The 22,816-nt window shown below is 73.4% G+C and carries 20 protein-coding genes; 16 read left to right on the plus strand and 4 right to left on the minus strand.

The window, feature by feature from the left end; translation table 11 throughout:
- Positions 1 to 789 precede the first annotated feature (789 nt).
- From ACGF5G_RS05425 to ACGF5G_RS05435, 3 genes are all read right to left on the minus strand, one after another.
- Positions 790 to 1,119 (minus strand): SCO4848 family membrane protein, encoded by a 330-nt coding sequence (locus ACGF5G_RS05425; protein ID WP_393259244.1) that lies wholly within the window; start codon positions 1,117 to 1,119, stop codon positions 790 to 792.
- Between the two features lie 192 nt (positions 1,120 to 1,311).
- Complete coding sequence (locus tag ACGF5G_RS05430) at positions 1,312 to 1,731, minus strand: alpha-ketoglutarate-dependent dioxygenase AlkB (RefSeq protein ID WP_393259245.1); 420 nt, start codon at positions 1,729 to 1,731, stop codon at positions 1,312 to 1,314.
- Positions 1,628 to 2,095, minus strand: a complete 468-nt coding sequence (locus ACGF5G_RS05435) for a hypothetical protein (RefSeq protein ID WP_393259247.1) — start codon at positions 2,093 to 2,095, stop codon at positions 1,628 to 1,630. Before ACGF5G_RS05435 ends, ACGF5G_RS05430 begins: the two co-directional genes overlap by 104 nt.
- A 285-nt stretch (positions 2,096 to 2,380) precedes the next feature.
- Here ACGF5G_RS05435 and ACGF5G_RS05440 point away from each other — a divergent pair, with 285 nt between their 5' ends.
- The 16 genes from ACGF5G_RS05440 to fxsT all read left to right on the plus strand — a co-directional run bounded on the left by ACGF5G_RS05440 (position 2,381) and on the right by fxsT (position 21,746).
- Positions 2,381 to 2,830 (plus strand): PRC-barrel domain-containing protein, encoded by a 450-nt coding sequence (locus ACGF5G_RS05440; RefSeq protein ID WP_393259249.1) that lies wholly within the window; start codon positions 2,381 to 2,383, stop codon positions 2,828 to 2,830.
- A gap of 43 nt (positions 2,831 to 2,873) precedes the next feature.
- Complete coding sequence (locus tag ACGF5G_RS05445; protein WP_350712322.1) at positions 2,874 to 3,050, plus strand: hypothetical protein; 177 nt, start codon at positions 2,874 to 2,876, stop codon at positions 3,048 to 3,050.
- An 84-nt stretch (positions 3,051 to 3,134) separates the two neighbouring features.
- Positions 3,135 to 4,193, plus strand: a complete 1,059-nt coding sequence (trpS, locus tag ACGF5G_RS05450) for a tryptophan--tRNA ligase (protein ID WP_393259251.1) — start codon at positions 3,135 to 3,137, stop codon at positions 4,191 to 4,193.
- A 120-nt stretch (positions 4,194 to 4,313) separates the two neighbouring features.
- On the plus strand, positions 4,314 to 4,787 hold the full coding sequence (locus tag ACGF5G_RS05455) for a DUF6098 family protein (RefSeq protein WP_393259253.1): 474 nt from the start codon (positions 4,314 to 4,316) through the stop codon (positions 4,785 to 4,787).
- Positions 4,788 to 4,895: 108 nt separating this feature from the next.
- Positions 4,896 to 7,994, plus strand: coding sequence for an FG-GAP repeat domain-containing protein (locus ACGF5G_RS05460; RefSeq protein ID WP_393259255.1), 3,099 nt, complete (start codon positions 4,896 to 4,898; stop codon positions 7,992 to 7,994).
- Between the two features lie 156 nt (positions 7,995 to 8,150).
- Entirely contained in the window at positions 8,151 to 8,663 is a 513-nt protein-coding gene (locus ACGF5G_RS05465; RefSeq protein WP_393259257.1) for a SigE family RNA polymerase sigma factor, read from the plus strand.
- A complete protein-coding gene (locus ACGF5G_RS05470; RefSeq protein ID WP_393259259.1) occupies positions 8,660 to 9,844 on the plus strand; it encodes a hypothetical protein in 1,185 nt (394 codons plus the stop codon). Before ACGF5G_RS05465 ends, ACGF5G_RS05470 begins: the two co-directional genes overlap by 4 nt.
- A gap of 81 nt (positions 9,845 to 9,925) precedes the next feature.
- Positions 9,926 to 10,453, plus strand: coding sequence for a DUF6244 family protein (locus ACGF5G_RS05475; protein WP_393259261.1), 528 nt, complete (start codon positions 9,926 to 9,928; stop codon positions 10,451 to 10,453).
- Positions 10,454 to 10,605: 152 nt separating this feature from the next.
- The gene (locus ACGF5G_RS05480; RefSeq protein ID WP_393260595.1) at positions 10,606 to 11,028 is read left to right on the plus strand and encodes a hypothetical protein; all 423 of its coding nucleotides are present in this window, start codon (positions 10,606 to 10,608) and stop codon (positions 11,026 to 11,028) included.
- Between the two features lie 12 nt (positions 11,029 to 11,040).
- Positions 11,041 to 11,487 carry a SitI3 family protein gene (locus tag ACGF5G_RS05485; RefSeq protein WP_393259263.1) on the plus strand — a complete coding sequence of 149 codons (447 nt, stop codon included), beginning with the start codon at positions 11,041 to 11,043 and terminating at the stop codon, positions 11,485 to 11,487.
- A gap of 64 nt (positions 11,488 to 11,551) precedes the next feature.
- Positions 11,552 to 12,454 carry a DUF4231 domain-containing protein gene (locus ACGF5G_RS05490; RefSeq protein WP_393259265.1) on the plus strand — a complete coding sequence of 301 codons (903 nt, stop codon included), beginning with the start codon at positions 11,552 to 11,554 and terminating at the stop codon, positions 12,452 to 12,454.
- 240 nt (positions 12,455 to 12,694) lie between these two features.
- A complete protein-coding gene (locus ACGF5G_RS05495; RefSeq protein WP_393260598.1) occupies positions 12,695 to 15,040 on the plus strand; it encodes an FxsB family cyclophane-forming radical SAM/SPASM peptide maturase in 2,346 nt (781 codons plus the stop codon).
- A 20-nt stretch (positions 15,041 to 15,060) separates the two neighbouring features.
- Positions 15,061 to 15,882 carry an aminoglycoside N(3)-acetyltransferase gene (locus ACGF5G_RS05500; protein WP_393260600.1) on the plus strand — a complete coding sequence of 274 codons (822 nt, stop codon included), beginning with the start codon at positions 15,061 to 15,063 and terminating at the stop codon, positions 15,880 to 15,882.
- A gap of 77 nt (positions 15,883 to 15,959) precedes the next feature.
- Positions 15,960 to 16,640, plus strand: coding sequence for a TIR-like protein FxsC (locus tag ACGF5G_RS05505; protein WP_393259267.1), 681 nt, complete (start codon positions 15,960 to 15,962; stop codon positions 16,638 to 16,640).
- Positions 16,627 to 17,835 carry a TIR-like protein FxsC gene (locus ACGF5G_RS05510; protein WP_393259268.1) on the plus strand — a complete coding sequence of 403 codons (1,209 nt, stop codon included), beginning with the start codon at positions 16,627 to 16,629 and terminating at the stop codon, positions 17,833 to 17,835. The genes ACGF5G_RS05505 and ACGF5G_RS05510 overlap by 14 nt, the downstream gene beginning before the upstream one ends.
- The gene (gene fxsT / locus ACGF5G_RS05515; RefSeq protein WP_393259269.1) at positions 17,832 to 21,746 is read left to right on the plus strand and encodes an FxSxx-COOH system tetratricopeptide repeat protein; all 3,915 of its coding nucleotides are present in this window, start codon (positions 17,832 to 17,834) and stop codon (positions 21,744 to 21,746) included. Before ACGF5G_RS05510 ends, fxsT begins: the two co-directional genes overlap by 4 nt.
- On the opposite strand, the gene ACGF5G_RS05520 is transcribed toward fxsT, so the two are convergent.
- Positions 21,740 to 22,690 carry an alpha/beta fold hydrolase gene (locus tag ACGF5G_RS05520; protein WP_393259271.1) on the minus strand — a complete coding sequence of 317 codons (951 nt, stop codon included), beginning with the start codon at positions 22,688 to 22,690 and terminating at the stop codon, positions 21,740 to 21,742. The genes fxsT and ACGF5G_RS05520 overlap by 7 nt on opposite strands.
- Positions 22,691 to 22,816 lie beyond the last annotated feature (126 nt).

Below are 22,816 nucleotides of genomic sequence, written 5' to 3' on the forward strand. Positions count from 1 at the left end.
TCCTGAGCCAGGATCAAACTCTCCAACAAAAACCTGTTGAAACAGTCATCCCGACAACATGTGTTGCCAAAGGAATCCAAAACCAGCCAAACCAAAAGGCCTGACCAGTCCCGGGGTATAAATCAATTTGGCACTGGCTTATCAAGCACCCTGTTGAGTTCTCAAAGAACAACCACACACCGCCCGGAAACCCCACACCGTGGAGCCCCCGACCCGGGGCATTTCGTTCACATCCCCGCCGCTCTCGCGCCGGGCACTTTTACTACGTTACCTCACCGTCTCCGCCGTGTCAAACCGTTTGTCCCGGTCTGTCGTGCTTCGTGCGGGTTGGCGCCGACGAACGTGCGCAGCGGCGAACCGCCACACCTGATCATCGGATTTCGGCAGACCGGCCGCTCTGCGGTTTCCCGCGAGCTCGCCCGGTTTCCTGCCGGCGTCAAACCTTACCCGGTCGGCTTCGCTCCACCAAATCCGCCTCGCGGCAGATCCGGCGGGCCCCGCCCGGCCCGTGCCGTCCGGGAGTTGACTCCCGACCGACCCGACACCAGTGTGGTGGGAACTCCAGGTCTTTCGCCCTGTTCGCCCCGTTCCGCGCTGGCAGAGAGAAAGTTACGCGTCTGCGGGTTTGCACGTCAAATCCGAGGGTGGCGTCCCCCGTCACACCATTCCCGCCCGGCTATCCGGCCTGGTCGGCGGCGGTGCGGCACGCTCGGGTCCTTCCGGGAGGTCGTGCCCCGCGCGCACGGCGCCCCGTCCCCGGATGTGCGGAGGGGTCGGGCGGCGATTCCGTCAGTGCGTCGACCGGTCGGTACGCCGCGCGGCCAGCCAGGCGCGGACGCCGAGCACGCCGACGGTGGTGCCGATGGCCAGGGACGCCGCGATCAACAGGGCGTGGATCCAGAGGAAGCCGGTGGCGGGGAACTCGCCGACCGTGCCGGTGGACCAGGACCGCGGGTCCTTCCAGATGGCGACCGCGAACCTCGGCCAGATCACCCAGGTCCAGATCCCGACCCCGGTGAGGAAGAGCGCCCAACCCCGCGACAGCACCATGAGTGCCGAGTATGCCAGCGCCGAGCGGGCCGGCCGGTGCGGCGGCGGGCCGGCCGAGGCCCAGGTCACGACCCGTCGCGGCGGCCGGTTCCGCCCGGTCGGCACTGGGCGCCCGCGGTCCGGCTGCCGACCCTGACGGCCCGGACAAGATGCTGTTCCGGGGCCGGGGCCGGGGCCGGGGCCGGAAGGCTCCGCGGAGTCCGGGGCTCCACCCGCAGGCCGACGGTGGCCAGGAACGGGCCGCCCGGGGGGCGTGCCCGGTCACCTGCCGCCGAGTTGCCGGAAGGTGACCGAGTGGCGGAGGGCCGGCACCGGCGGGATGCTGTGCTGCCAGCTCGTCCGCGCCGCGCCGGCGAGCACGTACGCCGACCGCGGCGCCAGCTCCACCTCGTACACCCTGCGGTCGTCGCCGGTGCCCCGCTGGAAGCGCAACCGACAGGCGGCGCCCAGCGAGAGCCCGACCACGGTCGGCCCGAACGCGGGGGCGTCGCGGTGCCAGCCGATGACCGAGCCCGGCGGGTACCGGGTGGCCGCGGAAACGGGAGGCCCACCTCGGGCCGGGGCCTCCCCAGCTCCGTCAGAAGCAGGTGCCGATTCCGCCGATCGCGGGGTTCGCCCGGTCGTGGTGGTGGATCGTGCCGGTCGGGTCGGCCATGAAGCCGCCCCAGATGGTGCAGCCACCCTTGACGTACGCCCTGGCCGGGCCGGCCGCCCACAGCCTGTTGCCGTCGTCGACCTGGGTGGGCAGGTACTGCGCGGCGAGGTAGACCTGGGTGCGGGTCAGCGAGCCGGCGTACGCGGACTTGATGGTGACCGTGCAGCCGTACCCGACGACGGGGTTGTACATCAGGTAGACGGTGCCGAGCCGCACGCCGGTCTGCGCGTGGTGGATCGGGTCCTGGTCCTGGACGGTGTAGCCGAGCCCGCAGAGCGCCTGCGGCGTGACCGGGTTGACGACGGCGGCCTGTGCGGTGGCGCCGGCCCCGGCGACGAGCCCGACCGCGACGGCGAGCACGAGCCCGATCCGACGAATGGTGCGGTACATCTGCGTCCCCCTCTTCTTCCTGCTACGAATGCGGGACCAGAATGGTCGGCGGCGGTCACGGAACGAATGTGCCGGGTGAACACTCCGCATTGCGCCTCGATGTGCGGTCGCCCAATTCCGACCGGCGCCACCTGGGAAGAGGCACCGCCACTCATCGGCGGTCGACGACTATGACGAATTTCGCACGAGACATTTCTGTGAACCGAAAATTGCCGAATCGTTTCCCGGTCGCGCGGGTTGGGCAATGATTCCCCGACCGCGAACGACCGTCATCGGAGGTGGCCCGTGCAGCCGTCGACGTTCAACCCCTGGGCCTGGCGCGACCCGGCCGCCCTCGCCGGCGGGTACGCCGAAGCGAGCCCCGACACCGCGCCGCCGGACGGACCGGAGGGCGCCGGCGACGGACCCGACGCCCCGGGCCCCGGCACTCCGGTCGACCTGGTCGGCTACCGGGTGGAGGCCACCGACGGGCGGATCGGCTCGGTCGACGCGGCCAGCGACGACACCGACGCTCGCTGGCTGGTGGTGGACACCGGGCCGTGGATCTTCGGCCGCAAGGTGCTGCTGCCGGTCGGCACGGTGACGCGGGTCGACCACCTGGACCGCACCGTGCACGTGGACCGCACCCGGGAGCAGGTCAAGGAGTCCCCGGCCTTCGACCCGGACGCCCACCGGGAAACCGACTACCGGGACCGGGTCGGCGACTACTACCGGGAGACCTACCGGCAGCCCTGAGCCGGGCGGGTCACGCGCCGGGTGACCGGTTACGGTGGGAGGCATGGTCCGGCCGATCAGCTACGCGCCGGGGGTCGTCGACCCGGTCGACGGCCTCCCGCTCGGCGTCGTGACCACCTTTCCCACCAGCTCCGGCGACGGCCGCGAGCAGATGATCGACCTCCTTCGTGCCGGCGGACTGCGGTTCCGCGACGGCGGGCGATGGCGGTCGGCTCACTGAGCCGACCCCGACCGATCCCGGGACCCTCCCGGTCGGCGCGCGACCGCGCGCACCTCGTCCGTCACGCACGAAAGGCGTACCACCGTGTCTGTTCCACGAATGCTCACCGGGGACCGCCCCACCGGGCGGCTGCACCTCGGCCACTACGTCGGCAGCATCGCCAACCGGGTGCGGCTGCACCAGCGCTACGAGAGCTTCTTCATCATCGCCGACCTGCACATGCTCACCACGCGCAACACCCGCGAGGACATCGAGCGGGTCGCGGTCAACGCCCGGGAGATGGTCACCGACGTGCTGGCCGCTGGCGTCGACCCGGCGCGGGCGACCTTCTACCTCCAGTCGGCCATCCCCGAGGTCGGCGACCTGAACACCCTCTTCCAGAACCTGGTCACGGTGCCCCGGCTGGAGCGGGTGCCGTCGCTGAAGGACATGGCCCGCGACTCCGGCAAGGAGGAGATGCCGTACGGCCTGCTCGGCTACCCGGTCCTCCAGGCCGCCGACATCCTCTGCGTGAAGGGGCAGGTCGTCCCGGTGGGCAAGGACAACGCGGCGCACGTCGAGGTGACGCGGGAGATCGCCCGGCGCTTCAACCACCTCTACGGAGAGGTGTTCCCCGTGCCGGAGATGATCGCGTCCGAGACGCCGACCCTGGTCGGCACGGACGGCCGGGCGAAGATGAGCAAGAGCCTGGGCAACGCCATCTCACTCTCCGACGACGCGGCGACCGTCCGCCGCACGGTGATGGGCATGTACACCGACCCGAACCGGGTCCGCGCCGACGTGCCGGGCACCGTCGAGGGGAACCCGGTCTTCGCGTACCACGACATCTTCAACCCAGACCGAGGGCAGGTCGACGACCTCAAGGAGCGGTACCGGGCCGGGCGGGTCGGCGACGTGGAGGTCAAGGAGAAGCTGGCCGTCGCGCTCAACCGGTTCCTGGACCCGATCCGCGAGCGCCGGGCGCGGTTCGAGGCCGACCCCGGGTTGGTCGACGAGCTGATCGTCGAGGGCACCGAACGGACCCGGCACGAGGTGCGGCAGACGGTCGTCGAGGCCCGCCGGGCGATGGGACTGACGAGCGCGTACACCCAGGTGCGGCGGCGGGCCGAGCGGCGCCGCAAGGCCCGGGCCACGCCGGCCTGAGCGGTCGTACGCACAGCGCCCGGCCCGGAACCGGGACCGCCCGGTTCCGGGCCGGCTGGCGCACCGCCGAAGTCGTGCATGGCCAGCGCCGAGCGGGGCAAGTGAAGCATCATGGGCGGCGTGCGAAACGAGGTGGTGATGCCGGTCGTCGACGGGCTCGACCAGCTCGTCGACCTGCTTCGGCGGGCCGACCCCGACGAGGAGCTGTACGTCCGGTGGTCCCTGGGCCCCGGCGCGGATCTGGCCGGGGAGCGTGGGTCCGGCCAGTCCAGCAAGGACGCGCTGACCGGCATCGACCTGCCCGGCCTCTCCGCGAACCCGCTCGCGGTCGAGTCGTGGTGGGGCGACCGACCGGTGCGCCTGTGGGTGGCCCGGCGGCTCTACGACTACCGCCACCTGCGCCGGCTGCGCGGCCCCGGCGTACGCCCCTGGGTGCTGGTCGGTGAGCAGTGCGGCCGAGGGCCGGACAACGAGCCGCTGGTGCACTGTCACCGGCCCGTCGCCTGGGTGTCGGAGCGGGCGCTGCGGGAGGCGGACCGGGCGGTCGAGGCGCAGGCGTCACCGGAGTGGGGGCCGCTGCACCGGGCGGACTGAGCCGCCCGCCCGGCGGCGCGAGGATCAGCCGTTCGGCGGCACGTCCACGAGCTGCCCGGCCGGTAGGCTGCGCGCATCTGTGCGCAGCCCCACCCAGGAGGAACTTCTTTGGGCCGCAGTTTCCCGGCAGGCGCCCTGGCGACCATCCTCGCCCTCGGCCTGCTGACCGCGCCGGCCACGCCGGCCGCCGCCGACCCCGGCACCGCACCCCGCGAGATCGCCGTCATCCCGCCCGCGGACGCCACGGTTCCCGCCTACGAGGCCGTGTTCTTCGCCGGCCGCACCGGCTTCCTGCACCGGCACAACAACTCCCTCGACTACCTCTGGACGCGCTACGACACGGGCGCGACGGTTGTGGTCGAGGACCTGGCCGGCGTCCAGCCGTCGGCGCTGAAGCCGGCCGGTGGCGACAGCGTCTTCACCACCGCCCAGGTGCCCGCGAGGCCGGCGCCGGGCAAGGTCAGCGTGCTCGACCTCGCCGACCGGAGCTGGCAGCAGTGGGAGATCCCCACCGACCACATCCTCTGGGGCGTCTACGGGCAGCGGATGCTGCTGCGCAAGCCGCCGCTGACCGGTGTGGAGCTGGAGCTGCGCACCCCCGCCGCCGACGGCACCTGGACGACGACGCCGGTGACCGGCATCCCGGCCGACGCCAAGCCCAGCGGGCTGCCGCCGACCGGCGACGAGACCTCGGTGGTGGTCGGCTACCTGGCCGACGGTGGGCAGCGGATGGGGCTGCTCGACCTCGCCACGGCGGCCGTGAAGCGGATCCCCAACGGCGTCCCCTCGACCTTCTGGCGCCTCTCGGGCGACACCGTGGGCTGGATGTCGAGCAGCGGCCAGTACCACCTCTACTCCCGCGCCGGCCTGACCAGCGGCACCGACACCTCGGCCCGGCTGGTGACCGTCCCGCAGGACAGCCTCCTCCGGACCGTCGTCGTCGACGGCGGGCTGGTGATCAGCCGAAGCCAGAACAACGACACCGGTGAGTACTTCCCGGCGATCTACGTGCCGGTGCAGACCACCGCGCCCCGACCCACGCTGCTGCCGAAGATCTCCTGGGATCTCCGGGCGCTCGTGCAGGGACCGGACGGCACGGCCCTGGTGGTCGGCGGCTCCGGCCCGAAGGACTGGGCGGTGCACCGGGTCACGGGGCGGCCCGGTGAGACGCCGAGCCTCACGCCGGTGCTCCCCGTGCGCGACCCGGTGGCGAACGCCGGAATCAGCTACCGGCAGGGCCTGCTGCGGCACGTGCACTCCGAGGTGTCTCCGAAGACCGGTGCCACCCAGTACGTCGCCTCCAACCACCCGGTCTTCCCCGACCCCCAGTACACGTCCGGGGAGCGGGTCGTGCTCCGTTCGACCCCGGTGTCGTGCGCGACGGACGTGGCGTGCGTACGCCTGGTCGACGGAACCAACGCCGGCGCCGCGTACCTGGTCTCGTCGGACACGACGGACACCGCCCTCACGCTGGACCGGGCCACGGGTGGCTACGACCAGACGCCGCTGCCCACCAGCAAGGGGCGGCTCCTCGACGTCTCCGGCACGCACCTCCTCGTGAGCGATGGCGCGTCGGACAACCAGTACGTGGTCAGCATGACCTCGGACCACGTGCTCAAGACCATGCCGAAGACCGGGGCCGCCCTGTGGTTCGGCACGCTGTGGAGCGCGACGACCACCGCCGGCCAGCTCATGGCGATCGACCTGTCGACCGGGAAGGCCACGCGTACGATCTCGACCGGCACGGCCTGCATCCCGACCGAGGTGCAGACCAGCGCCCGCTGGCTCTACTGGGCGTGCGGCGACACCGGCCCCGCGGGCGTCCGCGACCTGCGGAGCAACACGCAACTCATGGTGCCGGCCGGGCCGGCCCTGCTCGGGGACGGCTTCCTCGTCCGGCACGAGACCGGCGCGCTGCGGATGACCGCTTTCCAGGACGGCGCCCTGCACACCCCGGTGACGCTCGCCGAGCTGCCCGCCGGCACCCCCGCCGACAGTCGCGGCGTCCGCTGGGCGGTCGACCGGCACGGCTCCGGCGTCGCGTACGTCGACGCCGACCGGGCGGTGCACGTGCTCGACACCGGAGTGCCGGGCACCGCGCCCCAGTTCGGCAGCCTGATCGCGGACGACTCCGTCTATCCGCGCTCCTCCGGCCTTCCCTGGCAGGCGGACGTTCGGCCCAGCCGTCCGCTCTGGAGCTGGGAGCTCACGATCACCCGGAAGTGGACGGGCGAGCTGGTCCACCGCGCCGGCGGCGGCAAGGCACGGACGTCCGTCTACCTGCGGTGGGACGGCAAGCTGCCGTCGGGGCAGTCGGCGCTCAACGGGGCGTACACCTGGACGCTGAGCGGCGCTCCCACCGAGTCCGCCGCGCCGGTCACGGTGGGCTCCGGCGAGCTGCTCGTCCACTGCGGCACCTTCCCCTTCCGCGGCTATTCCTGTGCGGGCGGGCCGGCGCTGCTCGGCGTGAAGTCCACGGGCGACGGCCACTGGTACGGAACGCTGCCCACGTCCCCGCGCGGCCAGCTCTACAGCAACGGGTACACCGAGAACTGGTGCCTCAGTTGCTCGGGCGCCGAGCGGACCTCGGCCCTGGTGCCGTTCGGCGACTACAACGGCGACGCGTTTCCCGACCTGCTCGTACGCGACGGCAACGGGTACATGAAGGCGCACCTGGGCACCGGCTACCTGGGCTTCGGCGGCACGAACACGGTCAGCCTGGGTGGCGGCTGGATGATGTACCGGTCGATCCTGGCGCCGGGTGACGTCAACAGCGACGGCCACCCCGACATCCTCGGCATCGACTCCGACGGCAAGTTGTGGCTCTACACCACCACCGGCCATGGCGGGATCAACCCCCGCGTCCAGGTCGGCTCCGGCTGGGGCATGTACCCGCGCGTAACCGGCGCCGGCGACCTCAACGGCGACGGCCACGGCGACCTGCTCGGCATCGACGCCAACGGCGTGATGTACCACTACCTCAGCAACGGCAACAAGGGCTGGAGCGCGCGCGTCAAGGTCTACGCCGGCTGGAACATCTACAACAGCGTGGTGGCCGTCGGCGACCTCGACGAGGACGGTCGCAACGACCTCGTCGCCCGCGACGCGGGCGGCCTCCTCTGGCGCTACTCCGGGCTCGGCAACGGCTCCTTCGCCGCCCGGGTCCAGGCCGGCAGCGGCTGGAACATGTTCAAGATCATTATCTGAGCGCACCCCACCACGGACCGCCCCCGGACGCCCACGGCGACCGGGGGCGGTCCCGTCTCCGGACGGAACCAGGTGCAACCCACCGGTCCGCTCGCGCGTGTGCCTGTGGCGGCTGACGCCAGCCGCAGCCACGGGGATGAGAGGCGACGTGATGCCATGCCGGTCAAGCCGATGGTCGTGACGCCGGACGACGCCCGTGCCACCGACTTCGACGAGTTCTACCGGGCCAGGTTCCAGTCGCTCACCCTCCAGCTGTACGCGTACGCCGGGGACCTCGCCGAGGCGCAGGATCTCGTGCAGGAAGCCTTCTGCCGGGCGTACGTCCGCTGGCAGAAGATCCGGGACTACGACGACCCGGCCCAGTGGGTGCGGCAGGTGGCGTGGAACCTGGCCACGAGCCGCTTCCGGCGCCGCCGGACGGCGGCAAACTTCCTCCGCAGGCAGCGAATGACGGTCGTCGACGGCCCCGACCCCGACCGGGTCGCCCTGGTCAGGGCCCTCTCCACGCTGCCGCCGAAGCACCGGCGAGCCGTCGTGCTGCACCACATGGCCCAGCTCTCCGTCGCCGAGATCGCTGCCCAGGAGGGCGTCGCCGAGGGAACCGTCAAGTCCTGGCTGAGCCGCGGGCGTGCCGCGCTGGCCAGCCAACTCAGAGGAGACGTGTCATGAGCGAGCACGACGACGTCCAGCTGATCGACGACGCCTTCGACCAGCTGACCGCCGACCTCGGACCCACGGTCCGTCCCCCTGGTGGCGTACGCGACATGGTCGCCCGACGGCGCAGGACGCGAGTCACCACGGCGACCGTCGCCGCCGGACTGGTGGCAGTGCTGCCGGTGGCGGCGTTCATGGGCACAGGCCGCGGCCAGCCCGGCCCGGACCCGGCCACGGTCGGTGCCAGCGTCGACACCACCGGCCTGCCGAGCGCCCCGAGCGCGAGCGCCACGCCGTCACCGAGCGCGTCCTCGTCGAGGACGGTCCCGGCCCGCGGCGGCGGCCCCCTCACGCTGGCGGAGCTGACCGCCGCGCCCGTCGCCGTACCCGGCTGGCCCTGGACCGGTCCGTCCGGCGCGACCTGCGCCGACGGCCTCGTCCGGCTGGCATCGTCGGCGAAGGTCAGCGGCGCCAGGGTGGGCGTCGTGGAACTGCGCCAGGCCGACCTCGACGGGGACGCCGAGTTGGAGACCGCCGCCCTGCTGCGGTGCGGGCACGGCGCGGAGCAGGTGGTGGCGTTCGACCGGGACGCCGCCGGCCGCGTCGCCACCCTCGGCCAGGTCGTCGCGACCACCGCCGAGATGCCGGCCATCGTCGGCATCGGGCCCCGCCCGCGCGGCGGCCTCACGGCCACCGTCGCCGACTCCCGCGCCGCCGTCGACCAGCAGCGCCAGGAGCGGCAGTACGCCTGGAACGGCGACGGTTACGGGCAGGTGGGCGGGGACACCAGCTTCCCGGTGAGACAGCGCCCGGTCGACCTGGGCCTGACCGTGGCCACGCCCGTCGCCGGGCCCGTCTCGGGGCCGTGCGAGGGAGCGACGCGCCACGTCTCCGTGACGTTCACCGTCACGAACCACAGCAGGCAGGTCTCCGACCGGTTCCACCTGGAGTGGCGGGGCGGCGCGTTCCTGCCGAACGGCTCGTACGACGGCCCCTACTGGCTGGACACCCCCGGCCATCCCGCCCAGGACGGCGGGCACCGGGGACTCAGGCCGGGCGAGAGCGTCGACCTGACCTTCGAGTTCGACATCGACGCCTGCGTGACCGACTGGGGCTTCACCACGGACATCCGCACCGACCGACCGGATCCCGAAACGGGCAACAACCACGTGCTGTGGTGGCTGCGGACCGGGTGACCGGTCTGGTGGCGACGGACGGTTGTCGCTACGTTGCAGCTTCGAGCATCCTTACTGCCTTCGATCGGGGAAGTCGACGCCGTGTCGCACATCGAGAAGATCACCGGGGAGCTTCGTGCGTTGACGGCCGGCGTCGACAGGGCCCAGGGGCTGGCGGCCGCCGCCGACAAGCAGGCCCAGGAGGTGGCCCTGCGGGCCGCCGGCGCCGGCTTCGCCGCCGTGGCGGCGGGCCTGGCCCGCGTGCGGGACGCCATCGCGGGAATCCGGGGCGGCCTGGGCGGCCTCGCCACCACGCTCGGCGAGGCCGCGAAGGCGACCGCAGCCGTCCCGCAGGAGGCCACGCCGGACGAGACGACCGCCGGGCTGACCCCCGTGGGCACCGCGATCGACGGCATGCGCGGCGCGGCCGCCGCCACCATCGCCCAGGTCGGCGAGGCGCAACGACTCGTCACCACCGTCCTGCAGGGCGGGCAGCCGGGGCCGCTGGTGCAGGCGCTGGAGAACGTCAAGCAGGTGCTGGTGCTGACGGTGCAGCGCACCGGCACCGCCCGGCAGTTCGTCGACACGGCGATCGCCGAGGCGCGGCAACTGGGGTCGTCGGGAAACTGACCGGGGCCGGCGGTGCCACACCGACCGGCCCCACCCCCGCGGACCACGCCTCCACCGTCCCCGCCGCAGGCGGCGACGCCTCCGGCCTCGTGCCGTGGACCAGGCAACCCACCGGGGTTCCCGGCGGCGCACCGACCGGCCCACGCACCCGCATCCCACCCAACGAGAGGCCAACCGAGCGACGATCGCTGGAACTGGAGAACGACTGTGCCGAAACCCTCGCCGACAGGGGCTACCGGGTCCACCAGAACCCGACGACGCAGGAGATCTCGCAGGCTCGGCTCGACACCGGTGACGCCGGGAGGGACGAAGGGGCGCCGGACTATCTCATCGAGGGCCACGTCTTCGACTGCTACTCTCCCACGCCCTTCGTGTCGCCGCGATCCGTCTGGAGCTCCGTGGCGAGGAAGATCGACCGGAAGCAGACCCAACGCGTGGTGCTCAACCTCCACGACTGGCAGGGTGATCTCGCCGCACTGCAGAAGCAGTTCGACGACTGGCCGATGCCCGAGCTGAAGGAGCTGGCAGCGGTCACACCTGGCGGTGCGATCATTCAGATCGTCCGGCGGTACTGAGAAGGGGCATCAATGGCGATCGAGTACCGGTTGACGCTCGCGGGTGACGTCCCGCTGGAGCCGGTGGCGGAGCTGGCCGCTCCCGGAGCGACCGAGACGTCGACGCTCTCCGGCAACCGGATGCTGCGCGCGAACCTGAACGAGGAGTGCGGATACGTCGTCACCGTCGTCGCCGGCAGTCACGGCTACTACGAGGCGGAGAACGACGGCGGGCTGTGGATGTGGGAGCCCGAAACCTACGTCGACGTCGACTTCCACATGCGCAAGGACACCCTGACCGAGCGGGGAAGGCCCCACATGCTGCGGACCGTGGGCCGGATCCTGGCCGACCGGCCCGAGGACGCCGCGCTGGTCCTCAACGACAACTGGTTGATGCTGACCCGCGTCGACGGCACGGTCCGCCGGCACAACGAGGCCGACTGGTACGACGAGGCGTACGACAGCTTCCTGCCCCGCTGACCCGGTCGCCGCGACCGGCGCTGCGCCGCGCCGGGAACGGGCGGCGGCGTCCTACCATCCGATCGTGGCCAACTTCGATACCTCGCCAGTCGTCGAGACGGTGTGGCAGCGGCAGGCCGCCTGGTCACGGGCGGCCGTCGGGGCCAAGCGCGTGATCACCCGGGCGCGCCTGGCCGTCGCCGCGCTCACCGTCGGCGCGGCCGTGTGCGGCACCCTCGCCAACCATCTCGGGCAGACCCACCGCGGCGCCGGCCGGGCGCTCGCGATCGTCGCGGCGGCGGCGCTGCTCCTGGTGCCGGTCGCGGCCCGGTGGGCCGGCCGCGACGCGGTGCACGCGTGGGCCCGGCTCCGCTCGGTCTCGGAGGCGTTGAAGGCGGACGTTCACCGCTACCTCGCCGGGGTCGCCCCGTTCGGCGGTGCCGACCGGGACGCCGTCCTGCTCGGCCGACTCGACGCGCTCATGGACGACGCGGGCGATCTGGTGGGCCGTACCCTCGACGCGCCGCCGGCCGCCCGGCCGCTGCCTGCGGTCTCGGACGTGGCCACGTACCTGACGGAACGGCTGCGGCGGCAGGTCGACGACTACTACCTGCCGGGGGCCCGCCGGACGGCCCGGGCGGCGCGCCGGATCCGGTACGCCACCACCGCCCTGACGGTCGCCGCCGCCCTGATGTCCGCGACGGTGGGGGTGCTCGGTGACAACCTCGGGCTCACCGCCTGGATCGGCGTCGCGGCGGCCGTCACCACGGCGCTGGTCGGCTACGGGTCGGCCCAGCAGTACGAGCACCACCAGATCGAGTACGCCCGCACCGCCGACCAGTTGACGCGGCTGCGGGTGGCCCGCGAGGCCGGGCGGGGCTGGACCGACGACGACGCGTTCGTCGCGGAGACGGAACGGATCATCTCGCTGTCCAACGAGGGGTGGATGGCGAAGATGATCGAGCAAGATGGCGCTGCGCAGCAGTGACATCACGCGCTGTGCCATATAGCATCGTCGATAGTGTCGTTGACCGTCGCCGTGGACGGCGTCCGTCCACTCCCGACCAAAATGGGGGAACCGACGTGGATCGCACCGTACGCCAGCCCGATCCGACCCCGCCGCCACTGGACGACCTCCGGCGCACCCCGCTCGGCCGGATCTCCCTCGACCGGGCCCGGTCCGTCGCCCGCGTGACCACCCGCAGGGAGGACCGTCCGGCCCGTGTCGATGTCGCGGCCTTCATCTCTGCGATCTGACCCGGCCGGGGCGGGCGGCGAGCCGACGGGGCACGTCGCCCCGCTGTCGCAGTACGTGCTCAAGCTGGTCAGCCGCTGCGACCTCGCCTGCGACCACTGCTACGTCTACGAGCACCCGGACCAGTCGTGGCGACGCCAGCCGCGGATGATGGCGCCCGAGACGGTGGAGGCCGTCGCGGGGCGGATCGCGGAGCACGCCGCGGCGCACCAGCTCGACGGCGTCCGGGTGGTCCTGCACGGCGGCGAGCCGCTGCTCGCCGGCGCCGCCCGACTCGACGCCACCGCCGCCGCCCTGCGCCGCGCCGTCGACCCGGTGGCGCGGCTCGACCTGCGCATGCAGTCCAACGGTGTGCTGCTCACCCCGGCGATCTGCGACGTGCTGGTCGCCCACGACATCAAGGTCGGGATCTCGCTCGACGGGGACCGGGCCGCCAACGACCGGCACCGCCGGCACGCCAACGGGGCGAGCAGCCACCGCCAGGTGCTGCGGGCCCTGGCGCTGCTGCGCAGTCCCGACTACCGGTCCGCCTACGCGGGCATCCTCTGCACCGTCGACGTGGCCAACGACCCCATCCGGGTGTACGAGGCGCTGCTGGCCGAGGAGCCGCCGCACGTCGACTTCCTGCTGCCGCACGCCAACTGGGACAACCCGCCCGCCCGCCCCGACGGCCGCGCCACGCCGTACGCCGACTGGCTGCTGGCCGTGCACCGGCGCTGGCTGGCCGACGGGCGCCCGGTGCCGATCCGCCTGCTGGAGTCCCTCATCTCCACCGCATCCGGGCACGGCAGCCGCAGCGAGGCGGTCGGGCTCGGCCCGGCCGATCTGGTCGTCGTCGAGACCGACGGCACCTTCGAGCAGGTCGACTCGCTCAAGTCGGCCTTCGAGGGCGCGGCGGCCACCGGCCTCGACGTGTTCCGGCACCGGGTGGACGACGCCGCGGCCCACCCCGGGATCGCCGTCCGGCAGACGGGTCTGGCAGGGCTCTGCGCGACGTGCCGGGCGTGCCCGGTGGTGCGGCACTGCGGCGGCGGGCTCTACGCCCACCGGTACCGGGCGGGCAACGGCTTCGACAACCCGTCCGTCTACTGCCCGGACCTGCTGGAGCTCGTCCGCGTGGTGACGGCGGCCCCGGCCGTCGACGAGCCGGCCCGCCCGGCCGACTCGCTCAGCCCGGACGTGCTCGACGACCTCGGCGCCGGGCCGGGAACGGCGGGCTCGGCGGAGCAGCTCGCCGCGATCCACCTGGCGCTGGTGCGCGCCCTGCTGGTCGCCCTCAGCGACCGGGTCGGCTCCGACCCGGTCGCCGCGGAGGGATGGCGGCTGCTGGTCGACCTCGACGACCGGCGCCCGGAGGCGGTCCGCGCCGTGCTGACCCACCCGTTCGTGCGGCGCTGGGCCCGGCGATGCCGGGACGGGGCGGCCGACCTGTCGTACCTGGCCTGCGTGGCGGCCGCCGCCGCGGTGCACGCCCGGGTCCGGGCCGACCTGCCCGTGCCGGTACGCGACGGGCTGGTCGGCCTGCCGACGCTCGGCGCGATCGCCGGGCGCGCCGAGCGGGGCGTCGTCCGGCTCGCCACCGACGAGGGTGACGTCCGGGTCGGTGGCCGGCGGGTCATCCCCGACGCCGGCCGGGACGGCGACCCGGCGCGGGCGGACGGCCCGGACGGTTGGCTGCCGGTGCGTGCGGTCGGCGTCGACGGGCACCGGCTGCTGCTGGAGGACACGGACCCACACCGGGACTGCTACGACGTCCCGGTGGAGCCCCGGCTGACCGGCGCCGCCGCCCTGGGGTGGACGCGGCAGTTGGCGCGGGCGGTCCGGCGGATCGACGTCGAGGCGCCCGACTACGCGGCCGGGGTCCGTACCCTGCTGCGGGCCGTCGTGCCGCTGCGCGCGGACGGCACCGGCCGGTTCCGCAGCGCCGCCGCCGGCGCGGCCTTCGGCGCGGTGGCCGTCACCGCCGTACCCGACGACGCCACCCTCGCCGTGCTGCTGGTGCACGAGGTGCAGCACCTGAAGCTCAGCGCGGCGCTGGACGTCTGCGACCTGTTCGACCGCGACGACACCCGGACGCTGACCGTGCCGTGGCGCGACGATCCCCGGCCGGTCGAGGGCGCGCTGCACGGCGTCTACGCCCACCTGGCGGTGGCCGACGTGTGGCGGCGGCGGCCCGGGCCGGTCGCGGAGGGGCACTTCCGCCGCTACCGTGACTGGACCGACGGGGCGATCGACGCCCTGCTCGACCTCGGCGTCCTGACGGCCCCCGGCGACCGGTTCGTCCGACGGATGCGCGCGACGGTGGACGGGTGGCCGTGACGGGCGGCGCACTGCCGAGCGTGCGCCGGGCCGACCCCGCACCGGGCCGGCACCCCGCCCTCGGGCGCGGGGCGCTGGCCGGGGGCCTGCGCGAGCTGGGATTGCCGCCGGGCGCCACCGTGCTGGTGCACTGCGCACTGTCCCGGGTCGGGCCGGTCGCGGGCGGCCCCGCGGCTCTGCTGGACGCCCTGCGGGACGTGCTGGGAGAAGGCGGCACGGTGGTCGTACCGGCCCAGACGGCCGGCAACTCCGTCACGTCGCGGGCGTTCCGGGCGGCGACCGCCGGGCTGACCGGCCCCGAGGTGGCGGCGGTGGAGGCGGCGATCGCGCCGTTCGATCCGGACCGCAGCCCGTCCGAGGGGATGGGGATCTTCGCCGAGCACGTACGCCGGCAGCCGGGCGCGTTGCGCAGCCGGCATCCGCAGACGTCCTTCGCCGCCCTCGGTCCCGGGGCGGCCCGGCTGACCGCCGTCCACGACCTCGCCTGCCACCTCGGCGAACGCTCGCCCCTCGGCGCGCTCTACGCCGCCGACGCCGTCGTGCTGCTGCTCGGCGTCGGCTGGTCCGCCTGCACCGCGTTCCACCTGGCCGAGTACCGGCTGCGCCGGCCGCCCGCCGAGCGGGCGTACCGGTGCTACGTGCGCGGCCCCGACGGGCGGCGGGTCCGGCGGGACTTCCGCGCCCCGGACCTCGACGACGCCGACTTCCCGCTGATCGGCCGGGCGCTGACCGACGCCGGCGGGGTGCGGCCCGGTCGGGTCGGGGGCGCCGAGTGCCGGCTGGTGGGCCTCCGGGCGGCGGTCGACTTCGCCCGGGGGTGGATGGATGAACACCGGGGGTGACGGGCCGGGCAGCCGAGAGTTGGCGGCTGTCGATACTGTGGGCAGCCGGGACTCGCTGCGCCGGTCGGGAGCGGTAGGTGACAGAGGAAACGTACTGGGAGGACGAGAGCGCCCCCGTGTTCTTCCTCAGCTACGCCCGCACGAAGAACCGGGTGGCGGCGCCGCCGCGCGACACCAACCAGAAGGTCTTCCAACTTTTCGTCGACCTCTCCGACCACGTCGTGGAGCTGCTCGGCCTCGGCCCCGGCCGGACGGCGGGCTTCATGGACCGGATGCTCGACGGCGGGCAGGTGTGGACGGAGGACCTCGCCTTCGCCGCCGGCCACTGCCAGGTCTTCATCCCGTTGATCTCGCCGCAGTACCTGAACAGCGCCTGGTGCGCGCGGGAGTGGGACGCCTTCACCCGGCGGCGGATGCTGACCCGCCCGGGCGCCGATCCGTCTGCGGGGGAGACGCCGGTGATCCCGGTCAACTGGTCGGTGGTGGACCGTCGACGCCTGCCGGAGGTCGTGTCGCGGCGGCAGATGTTCACCCCCACCCGGCTACCCTCGGACATCGCCCCGCAGTACCACGACGAGGGCATCTACGGCCTGCTGAGCCTCGGCAAGAACGGCAAGGACGCCTACGACGCGGTGGTCTGGCGGCTGGCACAGCGGATCGCGCGGGCGTACCAGACGCACTGGGTGCGGGCGCAGGTCCCGGGCGACGTGCGGCAGCTGCGCGACACGTTCGAGGAGGTCGGGCATGACGTGGTCTGACCTCCCGCAGTCCCGCGCCGTCCCCCGCCGGGAAACCTACTTCTTCCTCAGCTACGCCCACTCGGTGCCGCTGTCGGCCGCACCCCGGCCGGACACCGACTACTGGGTCAGCCGGTTCTTCCAGGACCTGGCCGCGGCCGTCCGGCGCGGCGCCACGAGGACCGGTGACCTCGACGCCGGTTTCTTCGACGGTCTGGTCAACCCCGGGGCGGATCTGCGGCAGACGCTCACCGAGGCGCTCAGCCTCACGCACGTCTTCGTGCCCCTGCACTCGCCCAACTACTTCCGCAACGCCTGGGCCCTGGGCGAGCGCGAGTCGTTCCGCAGCCGACTCACCCGGCTGGGCCCGGCGCGTGCCGACCGGCACCTCCTGCCGGTGCTGTGGCTGCCGCTGCCGTCCTGGGGCGACCGGCCGGAGACCACGCAGGCCCTCGACCTGGTCGCCGACGCCGACGACCGCGCCGACTACGCCGAGAACGGCCTGCGCGCGCTCTGCAAGCTCAGCGCCTACCGACGGCAGTACGAGCGGGTCCTCACCGCGCTGGCGGAGCGGATCGTCACGGTGACGGAGACCCAGCCGCTGCCGCGCTCCCGGGCGGCGACGCTGGCCAGCCATCCGGTCACCGACAGCGGCGGCCCGGCGCTGGTGGTCACCACCCTCACCGACCACGCGCGGTGGCGGCCCTACGCGGGGCAGCACGAGCTGGCAGTGGCCGACTACGTGGCCGCGACCGCCGAGCGACTCGGCCTGCCGACCCGGGTCGTCGACCTGGCACAGGCCCGGGCCCTGGCTCCGGGGAGCCCCACCGTCGTGCTGGTGGACGCCGCCACCGGCGCCGCCGCGGCCCGGTCGGCGCTGGCGGGCCTGCCCCGGTGGGTGGTCCCGTTGGTGATCGCCGCCGAGCACGAGCGTGGCGAGCCGGTCCCGGAGTCGATCGCAGGTACGTTGCAGGACGCCGGTTTCCCCCGGGTGCTGCCGGCACGCGCGATCGACGAGTTCGAGCGCTGCGCGCCGCTGCTGGTGACCGAGGCCCGCAAGCAGTTCCTCCGGCACGGCCCGGTCGACCCGCCGGACGGGCCGGCCACCCCGAAGCCGAGCCTGCGGCCGGTCCGGCCGACCGGGGCACCGCCAGGAAGCAGCCCGACGCCGCCCGTGCGGCCGTTCGACGTCACGCGAGGGAAGGACGAACGATGACGCCATCGCGCGAAGGCCAGGTCGTCACCTTCTACTCCTACAAGGGCGGCACGGGCCGCACCATGGCACTGGCCAACACCGCGTGGATCCTCGCCGCGAACGGCCAGCGGGTGCTCGTCGCCGACTGGGACCTGGAGTCCCCCGGCCTGCACCGGTTCTACGCCCCGTTCCTCGACCCGGAACAGGTCGCCACCACCGGCGGCGTGATGGACCTGATCCTGGACTACGAGTGGGAGAACGCCCGCCGACGCAAGGAGGACGGCGCCGAGAGCACCCGCCCCGGCGACTGGCACCGCGAGTACGCCCGGGTCCACCGGTACGCGTTCTCGGTGGGGTGGGAGTTCCCCGGCGGCGGCAGCCTCGACCTGCTCCTGGCCGGGCGGCACAACCCCGACTACGCCACCAGCGTGACCGGCCTGAACTGGGACAACTTCTACAACCGGCTGGGCGGCGCGCAGTTCTTCGACGCGCTGCGCGAGGACATGAAGCGGCACTACGACTACGCGCTCATCGACAGCCGCACCGGCATCAGCGACGTCGCCGAGATCTGCACGATCCACCTGCCGGACGTCCTCGTCGACTGCTTCACCCTCAGCGACCAGGGGATCGACGGCGCCGCGGCGGTGGCCGCCCGGGTCCGCGACTACGAGGGGCGGCGGGCGCGGCGGGTGCTGCCCGTGCCGATGCGGGTCGACGACGGGGAGAAGGGCAAGCGGGACGCCGGCCGGGCGCTGGCCATGCAGCGGTTCGCCGGCCTGCCCGGTGGCATGACGGACACCGAGCGGCAGCACTACTGGCTCACCGTCGAGGTGCCCTACCGGGCGTACTACGCGTACGAGGAGACGTTGGCGACCTTCGGCGACGAGCCGGGTGGCCGCACCACCCTGCTGAGCGCGTACGAGACGCTGACCAGCCACATCACGAACGGCAGGATCACCGGGCTGCCCCGGATGGACGACCAGTTGCGCCGGCAGACGGTGCAGCGCTTCGAGCGCAAGCCGGCGGTCGTGGACGAGCTGGTCGTGCTGCGCCACGTGCCGGAGGACCACGTCTGGGCGGAGTGGGCGCAGTCGGTGTTGAACTCGGCGGACCTGCGGGTGGTGACCGCCCCGCTCGACGATCCGGCGCCGGTGCCGTCGGGCACGGCGTTCCGCGAGCTCCGCCTGGTCTCCCGGTCCTACCAGGCGGCCCGACGTGCCCTCGGCGTGCCCGAGAGCGACCGCGGCGCGCCGGCCTGGCTGGCTGTGTACGTCGACGACACCCCGCCCGTCCCGGACGTCCCGATCGGCAGTTGGACGGCCGTGCACGACCTCACGGCCGAGGAGGCCGCCGCGCACCTGCTGAAGCTGGTCGGGCGGACGGTGGGCACGGCCGGTCTGCGTCCCGCCCGCTTCCCCGGGGTACGCGCCGCGGTGTTCAACGCGCCGGCCCGCAACGCCCGCTTCACCGGGCGCGAGGAGCTGCTGCGCCGGCTCCGGGAGGAGCTGAAGGCGGCCGGCGGCGGCGGTACCCCGGTCGCGCTGCGGGGCGGCCCGGGCCTCGGCAAGACGCAGCTCGCCATCGAGTACGCCCACCGGTTCCGGGGCGCGTACGACATCATCTGGTGGGTCGCCGCCGACCCGCCGCAGTTCGTCGACGTGCGCATGGTGGAGCTCAGCGAGGAGCTGGGCCTGCCGACCCAGACGACGATGCCGGAGACCAACCGCGCCCTGCGGCAGCGGCTGAGCCAGACCGAGCGCCGCGCGGACGGCACCGCGCCGCCGCACTGGCTGCTGATCTTCGACAACGCCGACCAGTACGAGCACGTCCGGCCCTACCTCCCGCAGGGCAACGGCCACGTGCTGGTCACCACCCGCAACCCGGACTGGGGCGATCTGGCGCGGGCGGTGGACGTGGACGCGTTCGAGCGGGCGGAGAGCGTGGCGCACCTGCGCGCCCGGCTGGGCGAGCACCTGATGAGCGTCGCCGAGGCCGAGCAGGTCGCCGACGCCGTGGAGAACGTGCCGATCTTCGTCGCCACGGTCGGGGCGTGGCTGGCCGACACCCGGACGCCGGTCGACGAGTACCTTGCCGGGCTCCGCCGCACCGGCCTGGAGACCGAGGTCTGGGACCTCCCGCTGCAACGGCTGAAGGAGGGCTCGCCGGGGGCGTACCGTCTCCTGCAGCTCGCGTCGGTGCTCGCCCCCGAGATCTCCCTCGACCTGCTCTACGGCGACCAGGTCGCCCGGGTCATCGCCCCCCACGACCCGGTGGTGGCTGCCCGGGTCGCCGACCGGGTGTCCGAACGCGACATCGCGGCGGCACTGGTGCAGCGGATGAACAAGCTCGCGCTGATCAAGCTCGACCCGCACGCGCACCGGGTGCAGGTGCACCGGCTGTTGCAGGCCGCGCTGCGCGCCCGGATGTCCGACGACGAGCTGGTCGCGGCCAAGCACGAGGTGCACCAGATCCTCGCCGGATCCCGCCCGCCCGGCGAGGTGGAGGACCCGGCGAACCAGCAGCGGTTCCGCATCCTCTGGCCCCACCTCGACGGCTCCGACGCCATCTCCTGTGAGGACGACGACGTCCGGCAGCTCGTCATCGACCGGGTCCGCTACATCTACGTCAACGGCGGCTACGAGCAGGGCGAGCGATACGCGCGGGAGACCGACGCCGTCTGGTCGGCGCTGCTGGCGGAGCTGCCGCCGGACGGGCCGGAGCACCGCAAGCTGCGCGTCCAACTGCTGCACCTGCGGTTCAACCTGGCCAACCTGCTGCGCCGCCTCGGGCGGTTCGAGGAGGCCCACGGGCTGGACGAGGACACCCTGCGCCAGCAGGAGGCGCTGATCGGCGACAGCCACCCGTACACGCTGATGACCGCGGGTGGCTTCGGCGCCGACCTGCGTACGCTGGGCCGCTACCGGGAGGCACTGGAGCGTGACCTGCGGACGTACGCCGCGTCGGTCGAGGTCTTCGGCGAGGACCACCGGCGGACGCTGACCGCGGCGAACAACCTGGCCGCCTCCTACCGGCTGATGGGCATGTTCGACCGGGCCCTCGACGGTGACCAGGCCACCAACCGCCGGCTGCGGGTCGTCCTCGGTCCGGAGCACCCGAACACCCTGGCGTCGGCCAACAACCTCGCCCGCGACCTGCGGGAGACCGGCGACTACGAGGGTTCCGTGGCGCTACTGCGCGAGGTGGTGACCGGCTACCGCAACCTCTTCGGCGACCACTCCCGCGACGTGCTCACCGCCCAGGCCAACCTGGCCGTGTCGCTGCGCAGCACCGGGGAGATCGACGAGGCGGCCCACCTGCTCGACGAGACCTACCAGCGGCTGCTGGCCACCCTCGGGCCGGCCAGCCCGGACACCCTGTTCAGCTGGCTCAGCCGGACGGCGAACCTGATGCTGCAGGGCCACAGCGCCCAGGCGCTGGCGGAGCTGGGCGAGGTGGAGCAGATGTTCGTCCGGGTGTTCGGGCCCGAGCACCCGTACTCTCTGGTCTGCCGGGTCAACCTGGGCGTGGCCCTGTGGGACGCCGGCGACACGGACGCCAGCCGGTCGCTCACCGACGCCGCGGCGGCGGCGCTGCTCGCCACGCTCGGCGAACGGCACCCGTTCGCCATGGCCGCGTCCAACAACGTGGCGGTCTTCACCATCCTCGCCGGCGACCCGGAGGAGGGGCGCGAGCGGCTGCGGGCCGTGGTCGAGCGGCTGGCCGAGGTGCTCGGGCCCGAGCATCCCGACACGCTGCGCAGCCGGGGCAACCTGGAGACCGCCAACCAGGCGGCCTCCGGCGGGCGGGTGAGCATCGGCCGGATGCGGATCGCCGACCGGCTCGCCAACCGGATCGGGCAGCACCACCCCAGCGTCGTGCTGCTGCGGGACGGGCGGTACGTGCGCCGGGTCCTCGACCCGCACCCCTACTGACCGGGCCGCGCCCCGATCAGCAGGTCGCCGCTCAGCGCCGCGGCGGGGTCGGTGAGCCAGCGCAGGATGCGCGGCAGTTCCTCGACCGCGTCGAAGTGCGCCGCCCCGGGCCGGATCTCCATCTCGGCGCCGGGTATCTGCGCGGCCAGCCAACGGCCGTGGCTGACCGGGGCGAAGTTGTCGTCGGCGCCGTGCCACAGCCGGACGGGTGTCACGGTGGTGTCGATCGCCTTGAGGTCGAACGCCCAGTTGCGGCGGAAGGCCAGCACGTCGTCGATCCACCCGTACGGGCCCGCGCGGAGGGCCTCCTCGTAGGTGTCCGTGATCAACCGGCGCAGCGCGGGGTCGTTGACCGCCCGACGGTCCGCCGCGCTCATCTCCGTCCGCAGATCCGCCAGCAGGAGCCGGGGATCCGCGGCGGCCCGCTCGGCGCGCTGGCGGATCTCCTCCACCACCGCGGCGGTGTCGGGGGTGCCCACCCCGAACCCTCGGACGTTGCCGGTGTTCATGCCCCCGACCCAGTCCAGCTCCATCGCGTTCCACGGGGCGAGGCTGACCAGCACCGCCACCCGGGTCACCCGGCCGCGCAGCTCGGCGTCCGCCGCGCAGGCGAGGGCGTGCGGGCCGCCCCCGGAACGGCCGACCACGGCGAACTGCTCCACGCCGAGGTGGTCGGCGATCGCCTCGACGTCGCGGGCGGCGTCGGCGACGTCCCGGCCCTCGCGCCGGTCGGAGTCGCCGTAGCCGGGGCGGTCGTAGGCGATCAGCCGGACGCCCATGCGGTAGAGCACGATGCTGCGGGGCTTCGGGCCACGGCGGCTGCCGGGTGTGCCGTGGAGCAGGAAGACGGGGAATCCGTCGGGCGCGCCGGTCACCTCGTACGCCACGCGTCTGCTGTCCTCGCGTGTGGCGAAGTCGGCCCCTGGCTCGCCGTCTCGGGTCACACCATCCTGCCCTTCGGTGCCGCAACCAGCCAATACTCGTAACTCGGCATCGAGTGAAGGCGATGTCTGGCGGCCCCACTCAGCAAATGAGCCTAATGGTCGGCCCGGTCGCGCCGCTATGGCGAG

The sequence above is a fragment of the Micromonospora sp. NPDC047730 genome (assembly GCF_043204765.1).
GTDB lineage: Bacteria > Actinomycetota > Actinomycetes > Mycobacteriales > Micromonosporaceae > Micromonospora.